The sequence below is a fragment of the Gardnerella sp. KA00718 genome, assembly GCF_049244285.1.
Taxonomy (GTDB): domain Bacteria; phylum Actinomycetota; class Actinomycetes; order Actinomycetales; family Bifidobacteriaceae; genus Bifidobacterium; species Bifidobacterium vaginale.
The window spans coordinates 1,030,391-1,050,233 of the sequence record NZ_CP058370.1 but is presented as its reverse complement, the minus strand read 5'-3'; the positions used below and the strand labels follow the sequence as shown (position 1 = coordinate 1,050,233).

The following is a 19,843-nucleotide window of genomic DNA, read 5'->3' as shown; positions in this document are numbered from 1 at the left end:
GCGTGTGGTCGCGGTCGTTTGCCAACTAGCGAAAGGTAAGCGGTTCTATTATGACGAACGCATTTTCTGATTCTTCTAATCAAGTTTTTTCTCGTTGCGCAATTGCTCAATCGTTAGCAAACAAAAGCGTTGTTACTTTAGACGATATTTCCACGGCGCAAATACGAATGCTTTTAGACAAAGCCCGATATATTGACGAGCAAAGAAAAGAAGTGGCCCACACTTGCGATGGCAGAGTGTTGGCCACTCTTTTTTATGAGCCGAGCACGAGAACGCGACTAAGCTTTGAAACAGCAATGCTTCGCTTAGGTGGAAAGGTGATTGGTTTTGCAGGCGCTCAGCTTTCTAGTGCAAGCAAAGGCGAAACTGTTAGTGACACTTTAAAAGTGGTGTCAAATTATGTAGATGTTGTAGCAATGCGTCATCCTAAAGAAGGTGCTGCATTTGTGGCGTCGCATGCAGGAAGTGTTCCTGTTGTTAATGCAGGAGACGGCGGCCATATGCATCCTACTCAAACTCTTGCAGATTTAGCTACAATTCTTGCACGATTTGGCAGGCTGAATAATTTAACAGTTGGTTTATGCGGAGACCTAACATACGGTCGCACTGTTCACTCGCTTATTGAAACTTTATGCCGTTTTGGAAACGTTCACTTTGTGCTAATTAGCCCAGATGAGCTTAAAACTCCTCAGTACGTAATCGACCGCATTAACGATACGCCTTCGTGCTCTTACGAAGAAACGCACAATTTGATGGAAGTTATTGGCAGTCTAGACGTTCTTTACATGACTCGCGTGCAAGAAGAGCGTTTTACAGATCGCGAGCAATACTTGCGACTTCGTGACACTTACATTTTGACAGAAGAAAAATTGCAAAAAGCAAAATCTTATATGCCAGTGCTTCATCCACTTCCTAGAATTAACGAAATCGCTGTTGATGTTGATGACGATCCTCGTGCAGCATATTTTGAACAGGTTAAGAATGGCATGCTTATGCGAATGGCATTAGAAAGCTCTGTTCTTGGAGATGAGCTTCCAGGATATGAACCGACTGATTTTGTCAATGTTCCTAAAGATGAGTTGGAAGCTTACGATGCTCATGGAATTTCGTTGGCTAATCCTCGCGTTCACATATCTGACGAGAATGCTCCAGAAAATCTTATATGTCCTAACTCTCGTTGCATAACAAATAGTGAGTTGACTCTTAAGCGTAGATTCTATAAAGCTGAGTCAGATAAACATGAGTATCATTGCTTGTATTGTGATGAAGAATTGCAGTGAATCCAAGTAGAATATACGTGAATAATATAATTCAAAATTAAAAATAAAACTGAATAAAAAATAGAAATAAGCAAAACTAGGAGCAATATGAACGACTCACGCATGTTAACCTTGCGAAATATTGCCGTTTGGGATACTGGCGAGCGAATCGATTTGGTTGTAGATGGCGTTAGACAAGACGCTTTAATTGAGCAAAATGCCCGAATTTACGGGGAAATTGATGCAAGCGATTGGATTGTTGCTCCTGGTTTTGCAGATCCGCACGTGCATTTTAGGGATCCTGGTCAAACTGATAAAGAGACAATGATGACTGGGGGCAATGCTGCGGCTGCTGGAGGATATACGAATGTGTTGATTATGCCAAACACAATTCCAGCTGTTGACGGTGAGCCTTGGAATGATGCTCCTTTTGATGTAGAAAACGTTATAGATTTTTTGCAAAGATACGGGTGTATTTATGGCGTAAAATTGCCAGTCCACTACGATTTAAGTGTTTGTGCTTCAATAAGTAGGCAAGGTTTAAAACCAAGCAATATTGAACTTTGGAAAAAATATGTTCATGGTGTTGATGATAATCAAAAAACTTCGCCTATGAAAAAGCATCCAATTACTGCCATAAGTGATGATGGTTCTGCTGTTACAAATTCGATTTTGCTAGACGTTCTTAAAATGGCGAAAGAAACAGGATTACCGCTTCTTGAGCATTGTGAGCACCATGATTATGGCTCGGTAAACGAAGGACCAGTTGCTAAAATTCTAGGTGTTGGCGGAATTCCTGCGTCTACGGAGCTTGCGATTGTTAATAGGGATATAGAAGCAGTTCGCAAAACAGGTGTTCACGTGCACTTCCAGCATGTTAGTACGGCTGCTGCTTTTGAAGCTATTCGCAAAGCCAAGAAGGAAGGTTTGCCGATTACTTGCGAAACAGCCCCACATTACGTTGCTCTTTGCGATGAGGATGTGCTTAAGTATGGGTCAATGGCAAAGATGAATCCACCACTAAGATCTAAAGCGGATCGACAGGCAACTCTTGCTGCTATTGCAGATGGCACTATAGATATGATTGCCACAGATCATGCTCCTCACACAGCAGGTGATAAAGCTGGCGATTTTGCTAATACTCCAAATGGGATTATTGGTTTGGAATGTGCTTATGGTGTATGCCGTAAAGTTCTTGTTGATGCAGGATATACGGATGATAAGCACTTAATTGAACTTATGTCGATTAATCCTATGCAATTTATGAGTAGAAGGCCTACAGATGTTGCAGCTTTGCTTAACGTGTCTTCGCGTTGTGCCGTGAGACGAACATTAAAATTAAGTGAAACTGAACATCCAGAAAATATTGATTTAGTGCTTATTAATATGCGTGAAAAATGGAGCGTTGATGCGAATTCATTCCATTCAAAGGCTCGTAATACTCCATTTGAAGGATGGCAGTTACAGGGAAGACCAGTGGCTACTATTGTTGGCTCAGAGATCGCCTTTTCTCGTATGTAATTTGTGTATTTTATAAGTCGTGTTTTATAAGTAAAGACAAAGACTAAAAACTAAAAAATAGTTTGCGGCTAGTAGAGGAACAATATGGACGAACTGATAGAAGAAATAGCAGCGAAGCAAAACCCTACTGTTGTTGGATTAGATCCAAAGCCTGGGATTTTGCCTGCGCAAATTTTAAGTGGATTATCTGATGAAGTTTTGCAAGAAGTCGAAGATGAAGAGGCTTTGCCAACCTTGCTTGCTGCATCGTACTTTGAGTTTAATCGTGCGATTATTGATGCGATTTACGACATTGTTCCAGCTGTTAAGCCGCAAATTGCAATGTATGAGGCGCTTGGTTCCGCTGGAATAGACACTTATGCTATGACTTGTGATTATGCAAAATCACGTGGGTTATTTGTTATTGGTGACGCAAAACGAGGCGATATTGGTTCCACGGCAGCTCAGTATGCAGCACATTTGCGAGGATTTGCTGATCTTGATTCGTATTTTAAAGATGATTCTTACGATTTTAACGAATCTTTAGTTAATCTTCTTAAAAGCGCTAGTACAAAAGATGTGTGGCACGAGGATTCGCTTACTGTAAACCCGTATATGGGTTCAGATGGTGTTAAGCCATTTATAGATGAGGCAGTAGCGCGTAATAAAAATATTTTTGTTCTTCTACGCACATCTAATCCTTCTAGCAAAGAGCTTCAAGAACTTGTTGTTGAAGATGGCAAACCAGTTTATGAGCATATGGCAGGTTTGATAGAAAAATGGGGTGAATCAAATATTGGGACTAGAGGGTATTCGCGAGTAGGAGCAGTAGTGGGAGCAACTCATCCAGAAGAAGGTAAGCGTTTGCGCGAGATTATGCCGCACACTTTCTTCCTTGTTCCAGGTTATGGTGCACAAGGTGGAACGGCACAAGATGTTTCTGGAATGTTTGATGAAAATGGTCGAGGTGCAATAGTGAATTCTTCTCGCGGAATTATTGGTTCTTGGCGAAAATCGCAAGATTATGTTAAAAACAAGTCTTCTCTTTCTCTTAATAATATTCTTGAGATTGTATCTGATTCTGCTCGCAAATCTGCTTTAAACATGAGGGATGATTTAAGACAAGCAGTATATAAATAAATCGTGTGTTAGTGTTAATGCAAAGCGAATCACAATTCGGAAATGTTTCAAAGTCATTGTGTCAAAATTGTGAATATGCGCGTGTAAAAACAATTATGCATGTATAACTAAATATAACTAAAACTAAAAATAGCTAAAGATAACTAAATTACGCAACGATACGACTACATAAGGTAGGGTAAAACTAGATGAGTGATGGCATGTTTATTCAAACTCGAAAATCTTTGAGAAACGCCATATTTACGTTACGTGAAGACGCTTATGATTCTTCGGGCGCAGATTCTTTTAGTGCAAAAAGTTTGCACGCTGATGATTTAAAATACACTCGTCTTTTAGGTCGCCGTGCTATAGAAGTTCTTGATAATCAAAAGCTTGATGAAGGTGTGTATCGCTTAGTTTTGCGCGATGATGCTATTGCTAAAACGGCCACTCCTGCGCAATTTGTTAATTTATATTCTCCAGATTCTACAACTATGCTTCCTAGGCCGTTTGGTGTTGCAAGCGTTGATGGAGATACTTTTACTCTTATTTTTGCTGTGATTGGTAAGGGCACTGCCGAATTTTCAGAACTCAAAGCAGGAGATACCGTTGACGCTTTAGGGCCATTAGGACTAGGCTTTGATATTTCTAAGCCAGCGCACTATGTTCTTGTAAGCGGGGGATTGGGTGTTCCTCCTTTGATTTGTGCTGCACAAGCGATTGCAAAAAACAAGAATTGCAAAGTGACTGCGGTTCTTGGATATCGCGATAATCATTTTGCTGACTCATTTATGAAAGAATACGTTGATAATGTTTATAGCATTAGCAACGCGCAAGGAACTGTTATTACTTTGCTTAATGAACTCGAGCAAGAAAATCATTTTGATTTTAATGGCGATTTGCCTATTGTTGTTCTTTCTTGCGGTCCTATGCCAATGATGAAGGCTGTAGCTCATTGGACGCATGAGCGTAATGTTAAATGTCAATTAAGCCTAGAAGCAAGAATGGGATGCGGATATGGAACTTGTGTTGCTTGCGTCGTAGATACTTTAGAAGGCAGACTTAAAGTTTGTAACGAGGGGCCAGTGTTTGACAGCGAAAGATTAGGCTGGGAGTAAAAAGATATGAGTAACGAAATGAATAAAGCTTTGGAAAATACGCAAAATAGCGCGCAAAATAATGCATCAACTCTTGGATTTGACACAAGTCACGTTTGGAAGCACTCAACTAAAGTTGCTGGCGTTGAATGGAAAAACATGGTTGGAACAGCGTCTGGCACATTCCAACTTGCAGCTTGCGCGCACTTTTATGATGTGAGCCAGCTTGGAGCAATTTGCACAAAAGGTGTTTCACCTGTTCCTTGGCAAGGAAATCCTGCTCCGCGCACTGCAGAATCGCCTTCTGGAATGGTGAATGCTGTTGGTTTGCAAAATCCTGGAGTCGACCACTATTTAGTAGACGAGCTTCCAAAGTTAAAAAAGCTTGGAGCGCTTGTAATCACAAATGTTGCTGGCCACAGTGATGACGATTATGCTCAAGTTGTTGAAAAGCTTGCAGATTCTTCTGCAGACATGCTCGAAATTAACGTAAGTTGCCCAAACGTGACTCACGGCGGAATGAGCGTTGGCACGGATCCAGTGGCATTGCACCGCTTAATTAAGCGACTTCGCGCAATGACAGATAAACCAATGATTGTAAAAATGACTCCAAACGTTACTGATATAGTCTCGATTTGCAAAGCTGCTGTTGATGCTGGAGCGGATGCGTTAAGCATGATTAATACGCTTGTTGGTTTGCGAATTGATATTCGAACAGGCGAGCCGATTATTGCAAACCGTACTGGCGGTGTTTCAGGTCCTGCTATTTTCCCGATTGGACTTGGGTTTGTGTGGCGAGTGCGTCAAGCTATGCCAGATATTCCAATTATTGGCATTGGTGGCATTGATTCTGGCGAAAAAGCTTTGGAATACTTGTATGCTGGCGCGAATGCTGTAGAAGTTGGTGCTGCCGCTTTGGTAGATCCTACTGCTCCTATTCGCATTGCACGCGAGCTTGACGATTTGCTTGATTCGCGTCCAAAGCTTGCGTCTTTACTTGCCGAAGGAAAGACTTGGCGCTGAAATTAAGTATTTAGAAAGTATTTAGAAAGTATTCAAAATTATTTTAAGAAAGAGAGCTAATTATGGCAGAATTAGACGAACGTTTTACAAAGTTTTTGCTTGATTCAGGCGCACTTAAATTTGGTGACTTTACGCTAAAATCTGGTCGTCAATCACCTTATTTTATTAACGCTGGAGCTTTTGACGACGGAATGAAAATCGCGAGCTTAGGGGCATATTACGCTCAGCGCGTTGTTGCAGCAATTGAAGATGGCAAACTTCCGAAAGATATTGATACTGTTTTTGGTCCTGCTTATAAGGGTATTCCGCTTGCAGTTTCTACGGCAATGGCTTTGACGAATAATCACAATATGCCTGTTGGTTTTACTTTCGATCGCAAAGAGCGAAAGGACCATGGCGACGGTGGAATTATGGTTGGAAAACCGTTAAAAGACGGCATGAAAGTTCTGTTAGTTGACGACGTGATGACAGCTGGAACCGCAGTTCGCGAAACTTTGCCAAAGCTTAAAGCAGAAGCAAATGTGCAAGTTGTAGGCTTGATTTTGGCAGTAGACAGAATGGAACGCACGAAAGATAGTGAGCTTTCTGCAGTAAAAGCAGTAGAGCAGGAGTTTGGATTCCCAGTTTTGCCAATTGCTAACGTGCGTGAAATTTTTGCTGCAGCACAAAAACTTACTAATAATGACGGAAGTGCTGTTATGGATGAGAATTTAGCTGCTCGAGCTGAAAATTATTTGCGAGAATATGGTGCGTAAATTGTCTGTGCAATATAGACTTATACAATTATAGACTTATATAATTAAGCAATTATATAAGTCATGTATGAGTTGTGTTCTTGCTATTTTATTCATACATAGGTTTGTTAAACAGGAATGGCGGATTATGAAAGAGGACAATAACGAATATCAGGATTTGAATGATATAGATTCATTTAATAATCCGCCTGAGTATGAGCAAGATGCCATTTTTGATCGGTCTAGTAATGATTCAAACAGATCATTATTAAGCGATAAGAAAGCTATTGCAGTGATTATATCTGTTTCACTTATTGCAGTAGCAATTGTTATCGGAATATGGTTATCTTTGTTTGCGCATAGTTCTAGTAATATAAACGCTGGCGAGCCATCTAAAAAGTGCGTGCAGTTGCGTACACAAGTTCTTTCAGCTAAAGCTAATCTTAAAAAAATCATTTCAAGCCAAAACGTGCATGATGCTTCTGAAATAAAATCTTCCGATTTTGATGCTGATTTTGATTCAGTTAAGGATGCTGTTGACGATTTTCAATCTTCCTTAAATTATGCCAAGGATGATTTGAAAAATGATATTTTAGATTGCCCAGTTGGAGCTAGTTCTTACGATTCCCCATCAGTTGAAAATAAGTTTTCCAACCAGTTGGATACTTTGAGTAAAGATGCGGATTTGCTTAAAAAATCTTCTGATAATCTTTTAAAAACACGCAGAACTGCTTTTGGTGATCAATTGTTAAATCTTGTTAAAAAAGCTAGAGAGCTTGTAGAAAAAGCGAAAGATTTGCCTATTTTAGCTGTTGCTTCTAAAAGTCTAGAAAATGCTATTAATGATGCTGGTAATGCTCTTGCTAAAAGCAGCAATAATTATCAAGAGTTAAGACAGTCTTATCAAAAAATAAAAGCTGTTATAAGCCAGTACGAAGATAGAATTAAAAAAATGAGCGATAGATTTTTAAGTAGAGATGGCAATGGGTATCCTTTTGATGCTCCACATCCTCAGGATGATCAAGGTGGCTATATTCCAATGGGTCGTAGTCAAAACTCAGAGTCGTCGGAACAAAACGATCAAGAGTGACGAATAATCGCGTTAAATGCGTGTTGTTATTTCAGTTGTTATTTTAATTAGTTGACGCTTTGTGGCATAATAAGCAAGGTTTATTTCTTAGCTGCGTAAATTGCAGCTTTAATTAACGAAAGAAACGGATAACTCGTGGCACAGACTACCAATGATATTAAGAATGGATCGGTTTTGAACCTTGACGGTCAGCTTTGGACCGTCGTTAAGTTCCAGCACGTGAAGCCAGGCAAGGGTCCTGCTTTTGTGCGTACCACCATTAAGAACGTGCTCTCGGGCAAGATTGTCGACAAGACTTTTAATGCCGGCATGAAGATGGAGTTCGAGACCGTTGATAACCGCACGTTGCAATATTCATACGAAGATGGCGACAACTTCGTCTTTATGGATATGACCACTTACGACCAGGTTTATATTCCTAAGGTTTTGGTTGGCGAGCAGAGCAAGTATTTGCTTGAAGGCACCGACTGCATCGTAAGCTTCCATGACGGCACTCCTTTGAGCGTTGAGCTTCCAGCTTCCGTGATTTTGACTATTACTCACACTGAGCCAGGCTTGCAAGGCAATCGTTCTAACGCTGGTACTAAGCCTGCAACCGTGGAAACCGGTGCTGAAATCCAGGTTCCACTCTTCGTGGGTGAAGGCGAAAAGGTGAAGGTCGACACTCGTGACGGCTCTTACCTTGGTCGTGAAAACTAATTAAATTTTTTGTATAAAGCGACTCGGCGGCGATTCTTGTTGCTGAGTCGTTTTATTTTGCAATAGCTATTTTGTGCAATATTTGATATATATTGATGTAAGTTTAATTCTTGTAGACTTTAATGATCTATAAGACTATGTAGTTTGATAGAAAGACGATACTATGGCACGTTCCACCGCTCGCAAAAGGGCTTTGAATACGCTGTATGAAGCAGATGAAAAGAATCAAAATATTCTTTCTTTGCTTGAAGAACGTTTGAAGGAGCCAGGTGCGCAAACTCCTCTTCCAGATTATGCTGTTGATATTATTCGAGGAGTTGGTGAACGTAGAAATAGGATTGATAAGACATTGAATCGTTATTCTACTGGCTGGAAAGTCGGAAGAATGGCTGTGATTGATCGTAATATTTTGCGAATAGCCGTATGGGAGATTCTCTTAAACGACGAAGTTCCAGATAAGGTAGCTATCGATGAGGCTATTTCTCTCGCAAAAATGTATAGTGATGATGATGCTATTGCGTTTATTCATGGCTTGTTAAGCGCGATTATGGCAGACAAAGAAGCTTGCTTAGCAAAGTTTAATGGTGAGGCATCTGCGGAAGATACTGCTGGAGAAGTTAATGAAACTGAAGCAGCTGATTCTTCAGATGTTGAACAATCTTCTAATGAATTTAATACTGATTCTGTTGAGTGAATTTAAAATTGCGTATAATCCGTTTAGTGCAGTAGCGTTAAGCGGATTTTTTTTTATTATGAATTCGTAATAATGAATTCGTAATAATGAATTCGTAATAATGAATTCGTAATAATAATTTGCATTGAGAAATTGTTGATAGCTATTATCGGCGCGTCGCCGTCCGCCAATCTGAGTAGACTTGCCACGAATAACCTAAAGCCATAAGGGGGTTAAGGTGGGCTATAACGACACCTTCGCCGGATTCGGCACTGATGATGCAGTATTAGTATTGGAAGACGGACAAGTTTACGTTGGTAAACCATTTGGCGCAAAAGGTTCTACGCGCGCTGAAATCGTGTTCTCTACAGGAATGACTGGTTACCAAGAAACGCTTACTGATCCAAGTTATGATCAACAAATAGTTGTTCAAACGTTCCCACACATAGGAAATACGGGAATTAACAATGAAGACCCAGAATCTTCAAAAATATGGGTTGCAGGATACGTGGTAAAAGCTCCAAGCCCTATTGTTAGCAATTGGAGATCCACTGGTTCCTTGGAAGATGATTTAGAAAAACAAGGGATAGTAGGAATCAGTGGTATTGATACGAGAATGCTGGTACGACATTTACGCTCAGTTGGCGTTATGCGTGCCGGCATTTTTTCTAATGAAGCACTGATAGACAAATCTACTGGAGCAATTCGCACAGTTGCGTCTTTTGTGAATGAGATTAAACAAACTCCTCAAATGCAAGGCTTGCGACTAACTGACGAAGTTAGCACGCAAGAAGCTTATACAATTGAGCCTTGTGGAGATTACGAAGGCAAGGAGCCTCTTTACACTGTTGTAGCTGTGGACTTTGGTATAAAAGCCATGACTCCGCATCGTTTGGCACAGCGTGGATGCCGTGTGCACGTTGTAAGCTACTCAATAAGCTTTGAGTCACTTCAAGCGCTTAATGCAGATGGCGTGTTCTTCTCGAATGGACCAGGTGATCCTGCTCAAGCAAATCGAGAAGTGGAATTATTGCGTAACGTGTTAGACGCAGGATACCCATTCTTTGGAATATGCTTTGGAAACCAGCTTTTAGGTCGCGCGCTTGGGTTTGGAACGTACAAGCTTAAGTTTGGTCATCGTGGCATAAATCAGCCTGTAAAAGACGTGACTACTGGAAAAGTGGAAGTTACGGCTCATAATCACGGATTTGCTGTAGATGCACCTATTGGTAAGACTGTTCAGTCTCCTTACGAAAATGGACATTTTGGTCGCGTAATAGTATCTCATGTAGATCTTAACGACAATGTTGTAGAAGGCTTGCAATGCCTTGATATTCCAGCTTTTTCTGTGCAATATCATCCAGAAGCAGCCGCAGGACCTCATGATGCATCGTACTTGTTTAACCGCTTTGTAGAACTTATGCAAAATCACAAGAATAAAAGCGAAAAATAGTAGGTATAAAGGGATAAAAGGAATTTATAATGCCAAAACGTGCTGATATTAAATCCGTAATGGTTATTGGTTCTGGTCCAATCGTAATTGGTCAGGCTGCAGAATTCGACTACTCTGGAACGCAAGCTTGCCGAGTACTTCACGAAGAAGGAATCCGCGTAATTCTTGTAAACTCTAATCCTGCTACTATTATGACGGACCCAGAGCTTGCAGACGCAACATATATTGAGCCAATAGACACGGCAATTTTGGAGCGCATTATTGCTAAAGAGAAGCCAGATGCGCTTCTTCCAACATTAGGTGGTCAAACTGCTCTTAATGCCGCAATGGACTTGGGTCGTGCAGGAATCTTAAAAAAGTACAATGTAGAGCTTATTGGTGCATCTTTGGAAGCAATCGACCGCGGAGAAGACCGTGAGCTTTTCAAAAAAGTTGTTGAAAAAGCTGGGGCAGAAAGTGCAAAATCCTTTATTGCTCACTCAATTGAAGAAGTAGACAAAATTGTTGAAACACTAGGGTACCCAGTTGTTGTGCGTCCAAGCTTCACAATGGGAGGTTTAGGCTCTGGAATTGCTCACAATCAGGAAGAATTACACCGCATTGCAGGAGCAGGCATTCACTATTCTCCAACAAACGAAGTGCTTATTGAAGAAGGCATTGAAGGTTGGAAGGAATTTGAGCTTGAGCTTATGCGAGATTCCAAAGACAATGTTGTTGTTGTGTGCCCAATCGAAAATGTTGATCCTGTAGGCGTTCACACAGGCGACTCGATTACAGTTGCTCCATGCTTTACGCTAACAGATCGCGAGTATCAAAAGATGCGTGATATTGGCATCGCGATTATTCGAGGTGTTGGCGTTGACACTGGCGGATGCAATATTCAGTTCGCAATCAATCCTCGAACTGGTCGCATTATCGTAATCGAAATGAATCCGCGAGTTTCGCGTTCTTCTGCGCTAGCATCTAAAGCAACTGGTTTCCCGATTGCAAAAATCGCTACAAAACTTGCCCTCGGGTACACTTTGGACGAAATTCAAAACGATATTACGCGTTCAACTCCTGCAAGCTTTGAGCCAACGATTGACTATGTGGTAACTAAGATTCCGCGTTTTGCTTTTGAAAAGTTCCCTGGAGCAGACACTACGCTTACAACTTCTATGAAGTCAGTCGGCGAAGCAATGGCTTTGGCTGGGAATTTCCAGGAATCTCTTGGCAAAGCAATGCGCTCAATAGACAAGCGCCACGCTTGCTTTAATTGGGACGGCGAGCGCCCAAGTAAAGAAGAAGTTGCTAAGCTTCTTGAAGAAATTCATACTCCAACCGAGCACCGCTACTTGCAAATTCAGCGCGCGCTCTGGGGTGGGGCTACGCCTGAGCAGATTTTTGATGCAACAAAGATAGACCCATGGTTTGTTGAGCAGCTTTCGTTAATTAACAAAACAGCTTTAGAGGTTCGTGAAGCAGAAAATTTGACGCCAAAAGTGTTAAAGAATGCTAAGCTTGCTGGTCTTTCGGATGTTCAAATTGCGCATTTGCGTAATCTTGGCGACGAAGGCGAAAACATGGTTCGTGAGCTGCGTTGGGCGTATGGATTGCATCCTGTTTACAAAACGGTTGACACTTGCGCTGCCGAGTTCGACGCTGTAACACCTTACTACTATTCTTGCTACGCTGACGAAAGCGAGCTTAAGCCACGCGATCGTGACGCTGTAATCATTCTTGGCTCTGGTCCAAACAGAATAGGTCAGGGTATTGAGTTTGACTACACTTGCGTTCATGCTGTGCAAGAGCTGGGTAAGGATTACGACACAATCATGGTCAATTGCAATCCTGAAACAGTTTCTACAGACTACGATATGTCGGATCGCCTTTACTTTGAGCCGCTTACTTTTGAAGACGTGCTCGAAATTTACCAAGCAGAAAAGAAGCTTGGTCCAGTTAAAGGTGTTATTGTGCAACTTGGCGGCCAAACTCCACTTTCGCTTGCTGCACGTCTTAAAGCTGCAGGAGTTCCAATTTTGGGCACTACGCCTGAGGCTATTGATTTGGCGGAAAATCGTGAGCTTTTCGGTGAGGTTCTTCGTCAAGAAGGCATGAATGCTCCGCGCTACGGAACTGCATTAAGCCTTGAAGAGGCTAAGGATGCTGCTCACGCAATTGGTTACCCTGTTCTTGTGCGACCAAGTTATGTGCTTGGCGGTCGAGGAATGGAAATCGTGTACGATGATGCTCAGCTTGCAAAATATGTGGATCGTGCTTTACAGGAAGCTCAAGCAGACACTGTTGTTTCTGGTCGTTTGCCTTCGCCGCTTTTGATTGATAAATTCCTTCAGGACGCTATTGAGATTGATGTTGACGCACTTTACGACGGCAATGAGCTTTATATTGGCGGAATTATGGAGCATGTTGAGGAAGCTGGCGTACACTCTGGTGATGCTGCTTGTACTCTTCCTCCAAGCACGCTTTCCGACGATCAAATTCGTAGACTTCGCGAGGGCACGCTTTCGATTGCTCGCGGATGCTCAGTTCGTGGTCTTATTAATGTGCAATACGCTTTTATGGCAAACACTTTGTACGTAATTGAGGCAAATCCTCGAGCATCTCGTACTGTTCCGTTTGCGTCTAAAGCTACGGGAGTTGCTCTTGCTAAAGCTGCTGCTCGAATTATGGCTGGGGAAACAATCGCACAGCAGCGAAAGCGCGGTCTTCTTCTTCCTAAGGGAGATGGTGGAGATATTCACCCAGGCCAGCAAGTTGCTATTAAAGCTTCCGTCTTGCCTTTCAAACGTTTCCGCACGCCTGTTGGTCGCACAGTCGATATTTTGCTCGGACCAGAGATGCGCTCTACTGGAGAAGTTATGGGCTTTGACCGCGACTTCCCACATGCTTTTGCTAAGAGTCAGCTTGCAGCGTACAAGGGCGGTTTGCCTACAAGCGGCAACGTGTTTGTGTCTGTAAGTGATGCAGATAAAAGACAATTGCCGCTACTTGCAGTGCGCCTAGTAGAGCTTGGATTTACGATTTGGGCTACAGAAGGTACGGCATCTGTTCTTAGACGTTACGGCATTGATTCCGTTATTGTTGATAAGCTTTCTAGCCTTGGCGACACGGCGAAGGATGTGCGAAATGCTGAGCCTTCGCATGAAAGAATCGGCAAAAACGTGGTTGAGCTGATTGAGAATGGTAAGATTGATATGGTGTTGAACACGCCGAATTCAAGAGGGTCGCGTACAGATGGTTATGCTATTCGTGCAGCTGCTGTTGCAGCAGACCTTCCGCAATTCACTACAATTACGGAGTTTGCACCAGTTCTTATGGCTATAGAAGCTGTTAAGAACAACGATTACCAAGTGATGAGCATTCAGGAGCATGCAAAGCAACTGTTTGCAATCGAGAAGGCAGAAAACGAAGAAAGTCGGGCTTAATACATGACCGAAAGCATACGAGAGCAGGAATTGCAGGCGCAAAGATCCGATTTTGGATTGCGTCTAAAAAACGCTATGGCAAAATATGGGCCATTATGCGTTGGCATAGATCCGCACCGCAAGATGCTGCTTAATTGGGGATACAAGATGGATGCTCAAGGAGCAGAATTGTTCTCCATGCGTATGCTTCAGGCCATGAACGGCAGAGCTGCTGCCGTAAAATTCCAGTCGAGCATGTTCGAGCGTTACGGGTCTAAGGGGTTCGCGGCGCTCGAACGAGTGCTGTATGCTGCAAGACAAATGGATGTAATTACTATTGTTGATTGTGGTCATGGTGGTTTGTCTACAACAATCTCTGCGCTTGCCGACGCATACTTTAAGCCAGATGCGCCTCTTCTTACTGATGCTATTACACTTCTTCCGTATTACGGAGCTAGGTCAATGGGTGGGTTGATTAATGAGGCTCTTAATAATGGCAGGGGCGTGTTCATTGCTTCTCTAACGTCTAATCGCGAAGGCGCTAGCTTGCAAACTGCTATTCGTCAGACTGGTTCCTACCGCGGCACAACTGTTGCTCATGGTATTGCTCAAACTGCGCAAATTTTTAACAATAATACAAAGGGCATGGGTTCCGTTGGCTTAATTGTTGGAGCCACTATTGGAGATTGGATGAATGGCGGTGGAATCGATTTAACGAGTTTTACTGGTCCTATTCTTTCTCCAGGGTACGGTTGGCAGGGAGCGGAAGCTAACGATTTGAAAACGGTTTTTGCTGGTACGCATGGAAATGTTTTAGTAACAGTTTCTAGGTCTATTGCTTCTCATGGTCCAGATATTGGTGCATTATCTACTGCAACTGAACGAATAGCTTGGGATATTCGTCAAGCTTTAATGGATTCATGAAAATTATTTAAGAGAGTCAAATATGGTTAGTTTAAACGATACACAGAGTATGCCAGTCGCTACTAAAAGGCGTTTGATTGTTCTTACTGGTCCTACTGCAGCTGGTAAGGGCACTGTTGAGGGAGTATTGCGCGAAAAGCATCCTAATATTTGGCTTTCTGTTTCTGCGACTACCAGAAAACCTCGTTATGATGAGTTTAATGGAATTCATTATTGGTTCATTGATGAAGAAGAGTTTGAGCGCAGGAAGAGGAACGGAGAGTTTCTGGAGACTGCTCTTGTTCATGGAATGGCACATTATGGCACTTTAATTCAGCCTGTTTTAGATCATCTTGCTCAAAACGTTCCAACGCTTCTAGAGATTGATCTTCAGGGAGCTAGGAGAGTTAAGCAGGAAGCTTCTAGATTAGGTTTAGAAGTCGTATACGTATTTATTGCCCCTCCTAGCTTTGAGGAGCTTAAGCGTCGACTTATTGGTAGAGGCACTGAAACTCCTGAGCAGCAGGCTAAGCGTTTGCAAACCGCTAAAGTAGAAATGGCTGCGTCTAGCGAGTTTGATTTTGTGATTGTTAATGACGATGCTCAGCGCGCTGCAGATGAACTTTGGAAGATAATAGCTAAAGAATACGATTTAGATTAATTTAAATTAATTTAGATTAATCTAAATGAGTAATTCCTAAATATCCTTGCAATAGCTTACAATAGTCTACTTGGAAACTATTGTGGCACCATAGAATATGGAGAACATTATGGCATTGGGCACTAAGCCAACACCTACGGGACTTGCAAATCCGCCTATTGATGATTTGATGCAGCATGCGGATTCCAAGTATGCGCTTGCCTTGTTTGCCGCAAAACGAGCACGGCAGATTAATTCTTATTTCACTCAGCTTAACGAAGGATTGTTGCAGAACGTCGGTCCTCTTGTTGATTATAGAAACCAGGAGAAGCCTCTTTCTATAGCATTCCGAGAAATTAATAAAGGTTTGCTGGTGGAGAATCTTGGTGAAGATGATATGAATGAGGGAAATTAAGTTTTCTTTACATTTTTAATTGCAGCCGTATTATCCTATGCTTGTTGGTATTGGATATGCGGCTGTTATTGGTTTTAGCGCATAAGTTTTAATTTTTTAATTAAAGGGGAGTTATGTCGGAAGCTAAACTTATTTCTGCAGAATCTGTTACAGAAGGTCATCCTGATAAGCTTTGTGATCAGATTGCAGATGCGATTCTAGATGATATGCTTCGTCAAGATTCTCATGCGCATGTTGCTGTTGAAGTTTGTGCATGCGTAGGACAATTTGTAGTCTTCGGGGAAGTTAGGGGAGAAGTATACACCGACATACCAGGCATTGTTAGAAAAGTTGTACGCGAAGTAGGATACAACAGTTCAACTGTTGGATTGGATGCTGATTCATGTGGAGTAATGGTTTCGCTAACTGAGCAAAGCGCGGAGATAAATCAAGGTGTTTCTAGATTAGATTTAGAATCCGAAAGTATTGCGTCTAAAGAAGATCGTTATAAAAGCCAAGGCGCAGGCGATCAAGGCGTTATGTTTGGATATGCTAGCGATGAGACAGACGCTTATATGCCACTTCCAATATATCTAGCTCATCAGCTTGCCCAGCGCCTATCCTACGTGCGAAAATCTGGAATTGTATCTAAACTTAGACCAGACGGTAAAACACAGGTTACAATCGAATATGATGAATTTGGGAACCCTGTTCGTTTAGATACTGTTCTTATTTCAACACAGCATGACCCAGATGTGAGTCATGATTGGCTTAGAAATCAACTTGTCCAAAACGTTGTAGAGCCTGTTCTTAACAAAGTGTTAGGGAAAAACGTAAATCATAATGATTACAGAATGCTTGTAAATCCAACTGGATCTTTTGTTTTGGGTGGTCCTGCAGCAGATTCTGGTTTAACAGGCAGAAAAATTATTGTAGACACTTATGGAGGGGCTGCACATCATGGTGGTGGAGCTTTTTCTGGCAAAGACCCTAGTAAAGTGGATCGTTCTGCAGCCTATGCTGCGCGTTGGGTTGCTAAGAATCTTGTTGCCGCAGGTTTAGCCCATAAAATAGAGGTACAAGTTGCATATGCGATTGGAATTGCAGAGCCTGTTAGCGTGAATGTAGAAACTTTTGGCACCGAAGCTAATGGAATTACTCGTTCAGATATTTCTAAGATTGTTCGAAAAGTCTTTGATTTACGCCCAGCAGCAATTATCGACGAGCTTGATTTGCTTCGACCAATCTACTCGAAAACTTCTGCTTATGGACATTTTGGAAGAACAGATGTTGATTTTCCTTGGGAAAGACTTAATCGTGTTGATCAGATTAAGAATGAGGTAAAATCTTTAAAAAATTGATTTGAGGATTTAAAAGGATGTGCTAATGCTTGAGCAGCCTTCACTTGATGGTTTAGCGCGCAAACCACGTAGGCGTAAGAAGAGTGATTCAACCCAGAGTCAAGCTGATAATTGCCCTATTGCTCATATTGTGCTGGATGTTCAAGCATCTCATCTCGGTAAAACTTTTGATTACATTGTTAGCAAAGATCAGGATGATTACGCTAAGCCAGGGTGTATGGTCCGCGTAAAATTTGGTACTAGACGCGTAAATGGAATTATTTGGAGTAGGAGTGAATCAAGCACAACACCAATATCTTCATTAAAGTTTATTGAAAAAATTATTCCAATAGGGGAAGTAGTTTCTAAATCTTTTATGGAAGATATTTCTTCAATAGCTGATGCTTATGGTGGAACAAGAGCTAATATTATTAGACTTGCTTTACCTAGAAGAATTGCTGGTGTAGATAAAGAAAATTTGCTGGACGATATTCATTTATCTAAAAGAGTAAAATGGATTAATGAATTACAAAAAAATTTTAGGTCTAATGATACTTGCGCGATATCTCAATACGATGGAAGTGAGAATCTTAGAAAAACAACATATGCTCGTATGATTGCAACATACAATAATGCGAATCTTCTTAAACAATCCTTAGAAGATGTTCATAAACCGTATTATTTGCATCATGAAAATAGTTCGCTTTCGAATAATTATAAGAATAATTGCAAAGCTTTTCTTATAGATGCCTTACCAGGAGCAATGAGATGGGCTCAGGATTTAGCGTGGATTATTGTAACTGCAATAAGAGCTGGTCGTCAAGTTGCTGTTGTTCTTCCTACAATTCGCGAAGTAAACGATGTTATGCGTGCCCTTATGGTTTATGGTCTTAAACCTTATAAAAAATCGCAGAATCCAAGTGGAACTTTAAGTGGAGATGTTGCTCGTCTTTGCGCATATGATTCTCCAGCAGACAGGTATAGAGCGTGGAGAGCTATAGAAAAAGGAATTGTTCCATGTGTTTTAGGAACAAGATCTGCAATGTATGCACCAGTTGAGTCGCAAGCGCTTTTTGTGATTGTAGAAGATAGCGCATATCAGTACGCAGATGGTATGATGCCTTACGCTCAAGCTAGAGGAGTTATGCGATTGCGCACACAAAATCATAATGGCGTTTTCATAACAATGTCTTTTGCTAGAAGCGTAATAAGTCAAAACGAATTAAAAGGAAAAAATCTTGCTGCAAAAGTAAGTGGACCTTTAATTGAAATTAAACCATTTAATACTATTGTTAGTAATGCTTGCCCATGGGTTCGTCTACTTAATTTGGATAACCTTAATAAGATAAATGACCCGAGTGCAGGATCTAGAATACCGTATACTGCACTAGCGTCGATTAGACAAACTTTAGACGCAAATCTGCCTGTTTTACTTGTTACAGCACAAGACGATACTGTTCAGCGTGCTGCATGCAAAAAATGCCATAGTATGGCTCGTTGTAAACGCTGTACAGGTCCTCTTGACTTACCTATAGATGGTTCTGCTCCTAAATGCGCATGGTGTGGAAGTGCTGCGATTGGCTGGAAGTGCTCGAATTGTTCTAGTGGATCTAACTTTATCGAGGCTATTCGTGTTGGCGTCAATTTTACTGCCAAAGAAATATTTAAGATTTTCAATGATGTTCCAATTATTATATCTTCCGCGAAGCAGAAAAGTGGTGTTATAGAGTGGATTGACCAGAAGCCGATGATTGTCATTTGTACTTTAGGAGCAGAACCTCGAGTTTTAAGCTCATCTAAAAATTCTTGCGGAGAATATGGTCTTGTTGCGATTTTAGACGCGTGGACGAGTCTTTACAACACTGGTTTAGATTCTCGAATAGACACTTTGAATGCTTGGATGAAAGCAGCTTCAATGTGTGCGTCAAAAAACAGAGGTGGAAGCGTTCTTATTTTGGGTGAAACTTACGATATTCTCGCTAAATCTTTGGAAGAATGGGATTCATCAATTCTTTCTAAACAAGAGTTGCAAGAAAGAAGTGAAGCACTTCTTCCGCCAACTGTATGTGTCGCAAGAATATGGGGTTTTAGGCAGGCTGTAGTAGATACGCTTAATGCGATTGGCGCAATGAGTGTAGATGTAAGCGAAGATATTACAAAAGTTGTAAGCAAAAATGGTGATTTAGATAGTTCTAGTAATCTTCCAATGTTAAAAGTCGAAACTAAAGATAGTGAATCTGTGGTTTCAGGCGATTCGAGTGAATCCGAATATCTTCCACCTTTACTTGGAATTGTTCCAATGAAGCCTCCTTCAACATTGCACGAGCAAAATTCTCAACGCTTTGAAGAGTTAAACGACAGAGTTAAAGCAGTTGTAAGAGTGCCATTAGAGTATAGAGATGAATTAGTTAATCGTTTGAAAAAAGAATGTGCAAAGCATTTTGCAATGCGAAAAAATGGTGAATTAAAATTTAGTGTGGATCCTAAGGATTTGTAAAATCGCATAAACTTATTA

16 protein-coding genes are annotated in these 19,843 nt (G+C 41.4%); all 16 read left to right on the top strand.

Translation table 11 applies throughout. The features are described from left to right. Nucleotides 1–50 precede the first annotated feature (50 nt). The 16 genes from pyrB to HXT55_RS04180 all read left to right on the top strand — a co-directional run bounded on the left by pyrB (nucleotide 51) and on the right by HXT55_RS04180 (nucleotide 19,825). Nucleotides 51–1,280, top strand: a complete 1,230-nt coding sequence (gene pyrB, locus HXT55_RS04255) for an aspartate carbamoyltransferase (RefSeq protein ID WP_421792546.1) — start codon at nucleotides 51–53, stop codon at nucleotides 1,278–1,280. Nucleotides 1,281–1,367: 87 nt separating this feature from the next. After that, nucleotides 1,368–2,780 carry a dihydroorotase gene (locus HXT55_RS04250; protein ID WP_004111776.1) on the top strand — a complete coding sequence of 471 codons (1,413 nt, stop codon included), beginning with the start codon at nucleotides 1,368–1,370 and terminating at the stop codon, nucleotides 2,778–2,780. 84 nt (nucleotides 2,781–2,864) lie between these two features. Beyond that, nucleotides 2,865–3,899 (top strand): orotidine-5'-phosphate decarboxylase, encoded by a 1,035-nt coding sequence (pyrF, locus tag HXT55_RS04245; protein ID WP_116772888.1) that lies wholly within the window; start codon nucleotides 2,865–2,867, stop codon nucleotides 3,897–3,899. Between the two features lie 188 nt (nucleotides 3,900–4,087). Further along, on the top strand, nucleotides 4,088–4,996 hold the full coding sequence (locus tag HXT55_RS04240; protein WP_116692108.1) for a dihydroorotate dehydrogenase electron transfer subunit: 909 nt from the start codon (nucleotides 4,088–4,090) through the stop codon (nucleotides 4,994–4,996). A 6-nt stretch (nucleotides 4,997–5,002) separates the two neighbouring features. Continuing rightward, complete coding sequence (locus tag HXT55_RS04235) at nucleotides 5,003–5,998, top strand: dihydroorotate dehydrogenase (RefSeq protein WP_174191084.1); 996 nt, start codon at nucleotides 5,003–5,005, stop codon at nucleotides 5,996–5,998. 62 nt (nucleotides 5,999–6,060) lie between these two features. Then, complete coding sequence (pyrE, locus tag HXT55_RS04230) at nucleotides 6,061–6,753, top strand: orotate phosphoribosyltransferase (protein WP_004111772.1); 693 nt, start codon at nucleotides 6,061–6,063, stop codon at nucleotides 6,751–6,753. Nucleotides 6,754–6,880: 127 nt separating this feature from the next. Then, on the top strand, nucleotides 6,881–7,822 hold the full coding sequence (locus HXT55_RS04225) for a hypothetical protein (protein WP_004111771.1): 942 nt from the start codon (nucleotides 6,881–6,883) through the stop codon (nucleotides 7,820–7,822). 135 nt (nucleotides 7,823–7,957) lie between these two features. Continuing rightward, nucleotides 7,958–8,521, top strand: coding sequence for an elongation factor P (gene efp, locus HXT55_RS04220; protein ID WP_004111770.1), 564 nt, complete (start codon nucleotides 7,958–7,960; stop codon nucleotides 8,519–8,521). A gap of 163 nt (nucleotides 8,522–8,684) precedes the next feature. Beyond that, nucleotides 8,685–9,215, top strand: coding sequence for a transcription antitermination factor NusB (nusB, locus tag HXT55_RS04215; RefSeq protein WP_004111768.1), 531 nt, complete (start codon nucleotides 8,685–8,687; stop codon nucleotides 9,213–9,215). Between the two features lie 217 nt (nucleotides 9,216–9,432). Further along, nucleotides 9,433–10,647 carry a glutamine-hydrolyzing carbamoyl-phosphate synthase small subunit gene (gene carA / locus HXT55_RS04210; protein WP_421792542.1) on the top strand — a complete coding sequence of 405 codons (1,215 nt, stop codon included), beginning with the start codon at nucleotides 9,433–9,435 and terminating at the stop codon, nucleotides 10,645–10,647. Nucleotides 10,648–10,676: 29 nt separating this feature from the next. Beyond that, complete coding sequence (gene carB / locus HXT55_RS04205; RefSeq protein ID WP_004111766.1) at nucleotides 10,677–14,072, top strand: carbamoyl-phosphate synthase large subunit; 3,396 nt, start codon at nucleotides 10,677–10,679, stop codon at nucleotides 14,070–14,072. Between the two features lie 3 nt (nucleotides 14,073–14,075). Beyond that, nucleotides 14,076–14,975 carry an orotidine-5'-phosphate decarboxylase gene (pyrF, locus tag HXT55_RS04200; protein WP_004111765.1) on the top strand — a complete coding sequence of 300 codons (900 nt, stop codon included), beginning with the start codon at nucleotides 14,076–14,078 and terminating at the stop codon, nucleotides 14,973–14,975. Between the two features lie 22 nt (nucleotides 14,976–14,997). Further along, entirely contained in the window at nucleotides 14,998–15,615 is a 618-nt protein-coding gene (gmk, locus tag HXT55_RS04195; protein WP_004111764.1) for a guanylate kinase, read from the top strand. A 109-nt stretch (nucleotides 15,616–15,724) separates the two neighbouring features. Beyond that, complete coding sequence (rpoZ, locus tag HXT55_RS04190) at nucleotides 15,725–16,009, top strand: DNA-directed RNA polymerase subunit omega (protein ID WP_004111763.1); 285 nt, start codon at nucleotides 15,725–15,727, stop codon at nucleotides 16,007–16,009. Between the two features lie 113 nt (nucleotides 16,010–16,122). Then, the gene (gene metK, locus HXT55_RS04185) at nucleotides 16,123–17,349 is read left to right on the top strand and encodes a methionine adenosyltransferase (protein WP_004138151.1); all 1,227 of its coding nucleotides are present in this window, start codon (nucleotides 16,123–16,125) and stop codon (nucleotides 17,347–17,349) included. A 25-nt stretch (nucleotides 17,350–17,374) separates the two neighbouring features. Further along, nucleotides 17,375–19,825 carry a primosome assembly protein PriA gene (locus HXT55_RS04180; RefSeq protein ID WP_103013154.1) on the top strand — a complete coding sequence of 817 codons (2,451 nt, stop codon included), beginning with the start codon at nucleotides 17,375–17,377 and terminating at the stop codon, nucleotides 19,823–19,825. Nucleotides 19,826–19,843 lie beyond the last annotated feature (18 nt).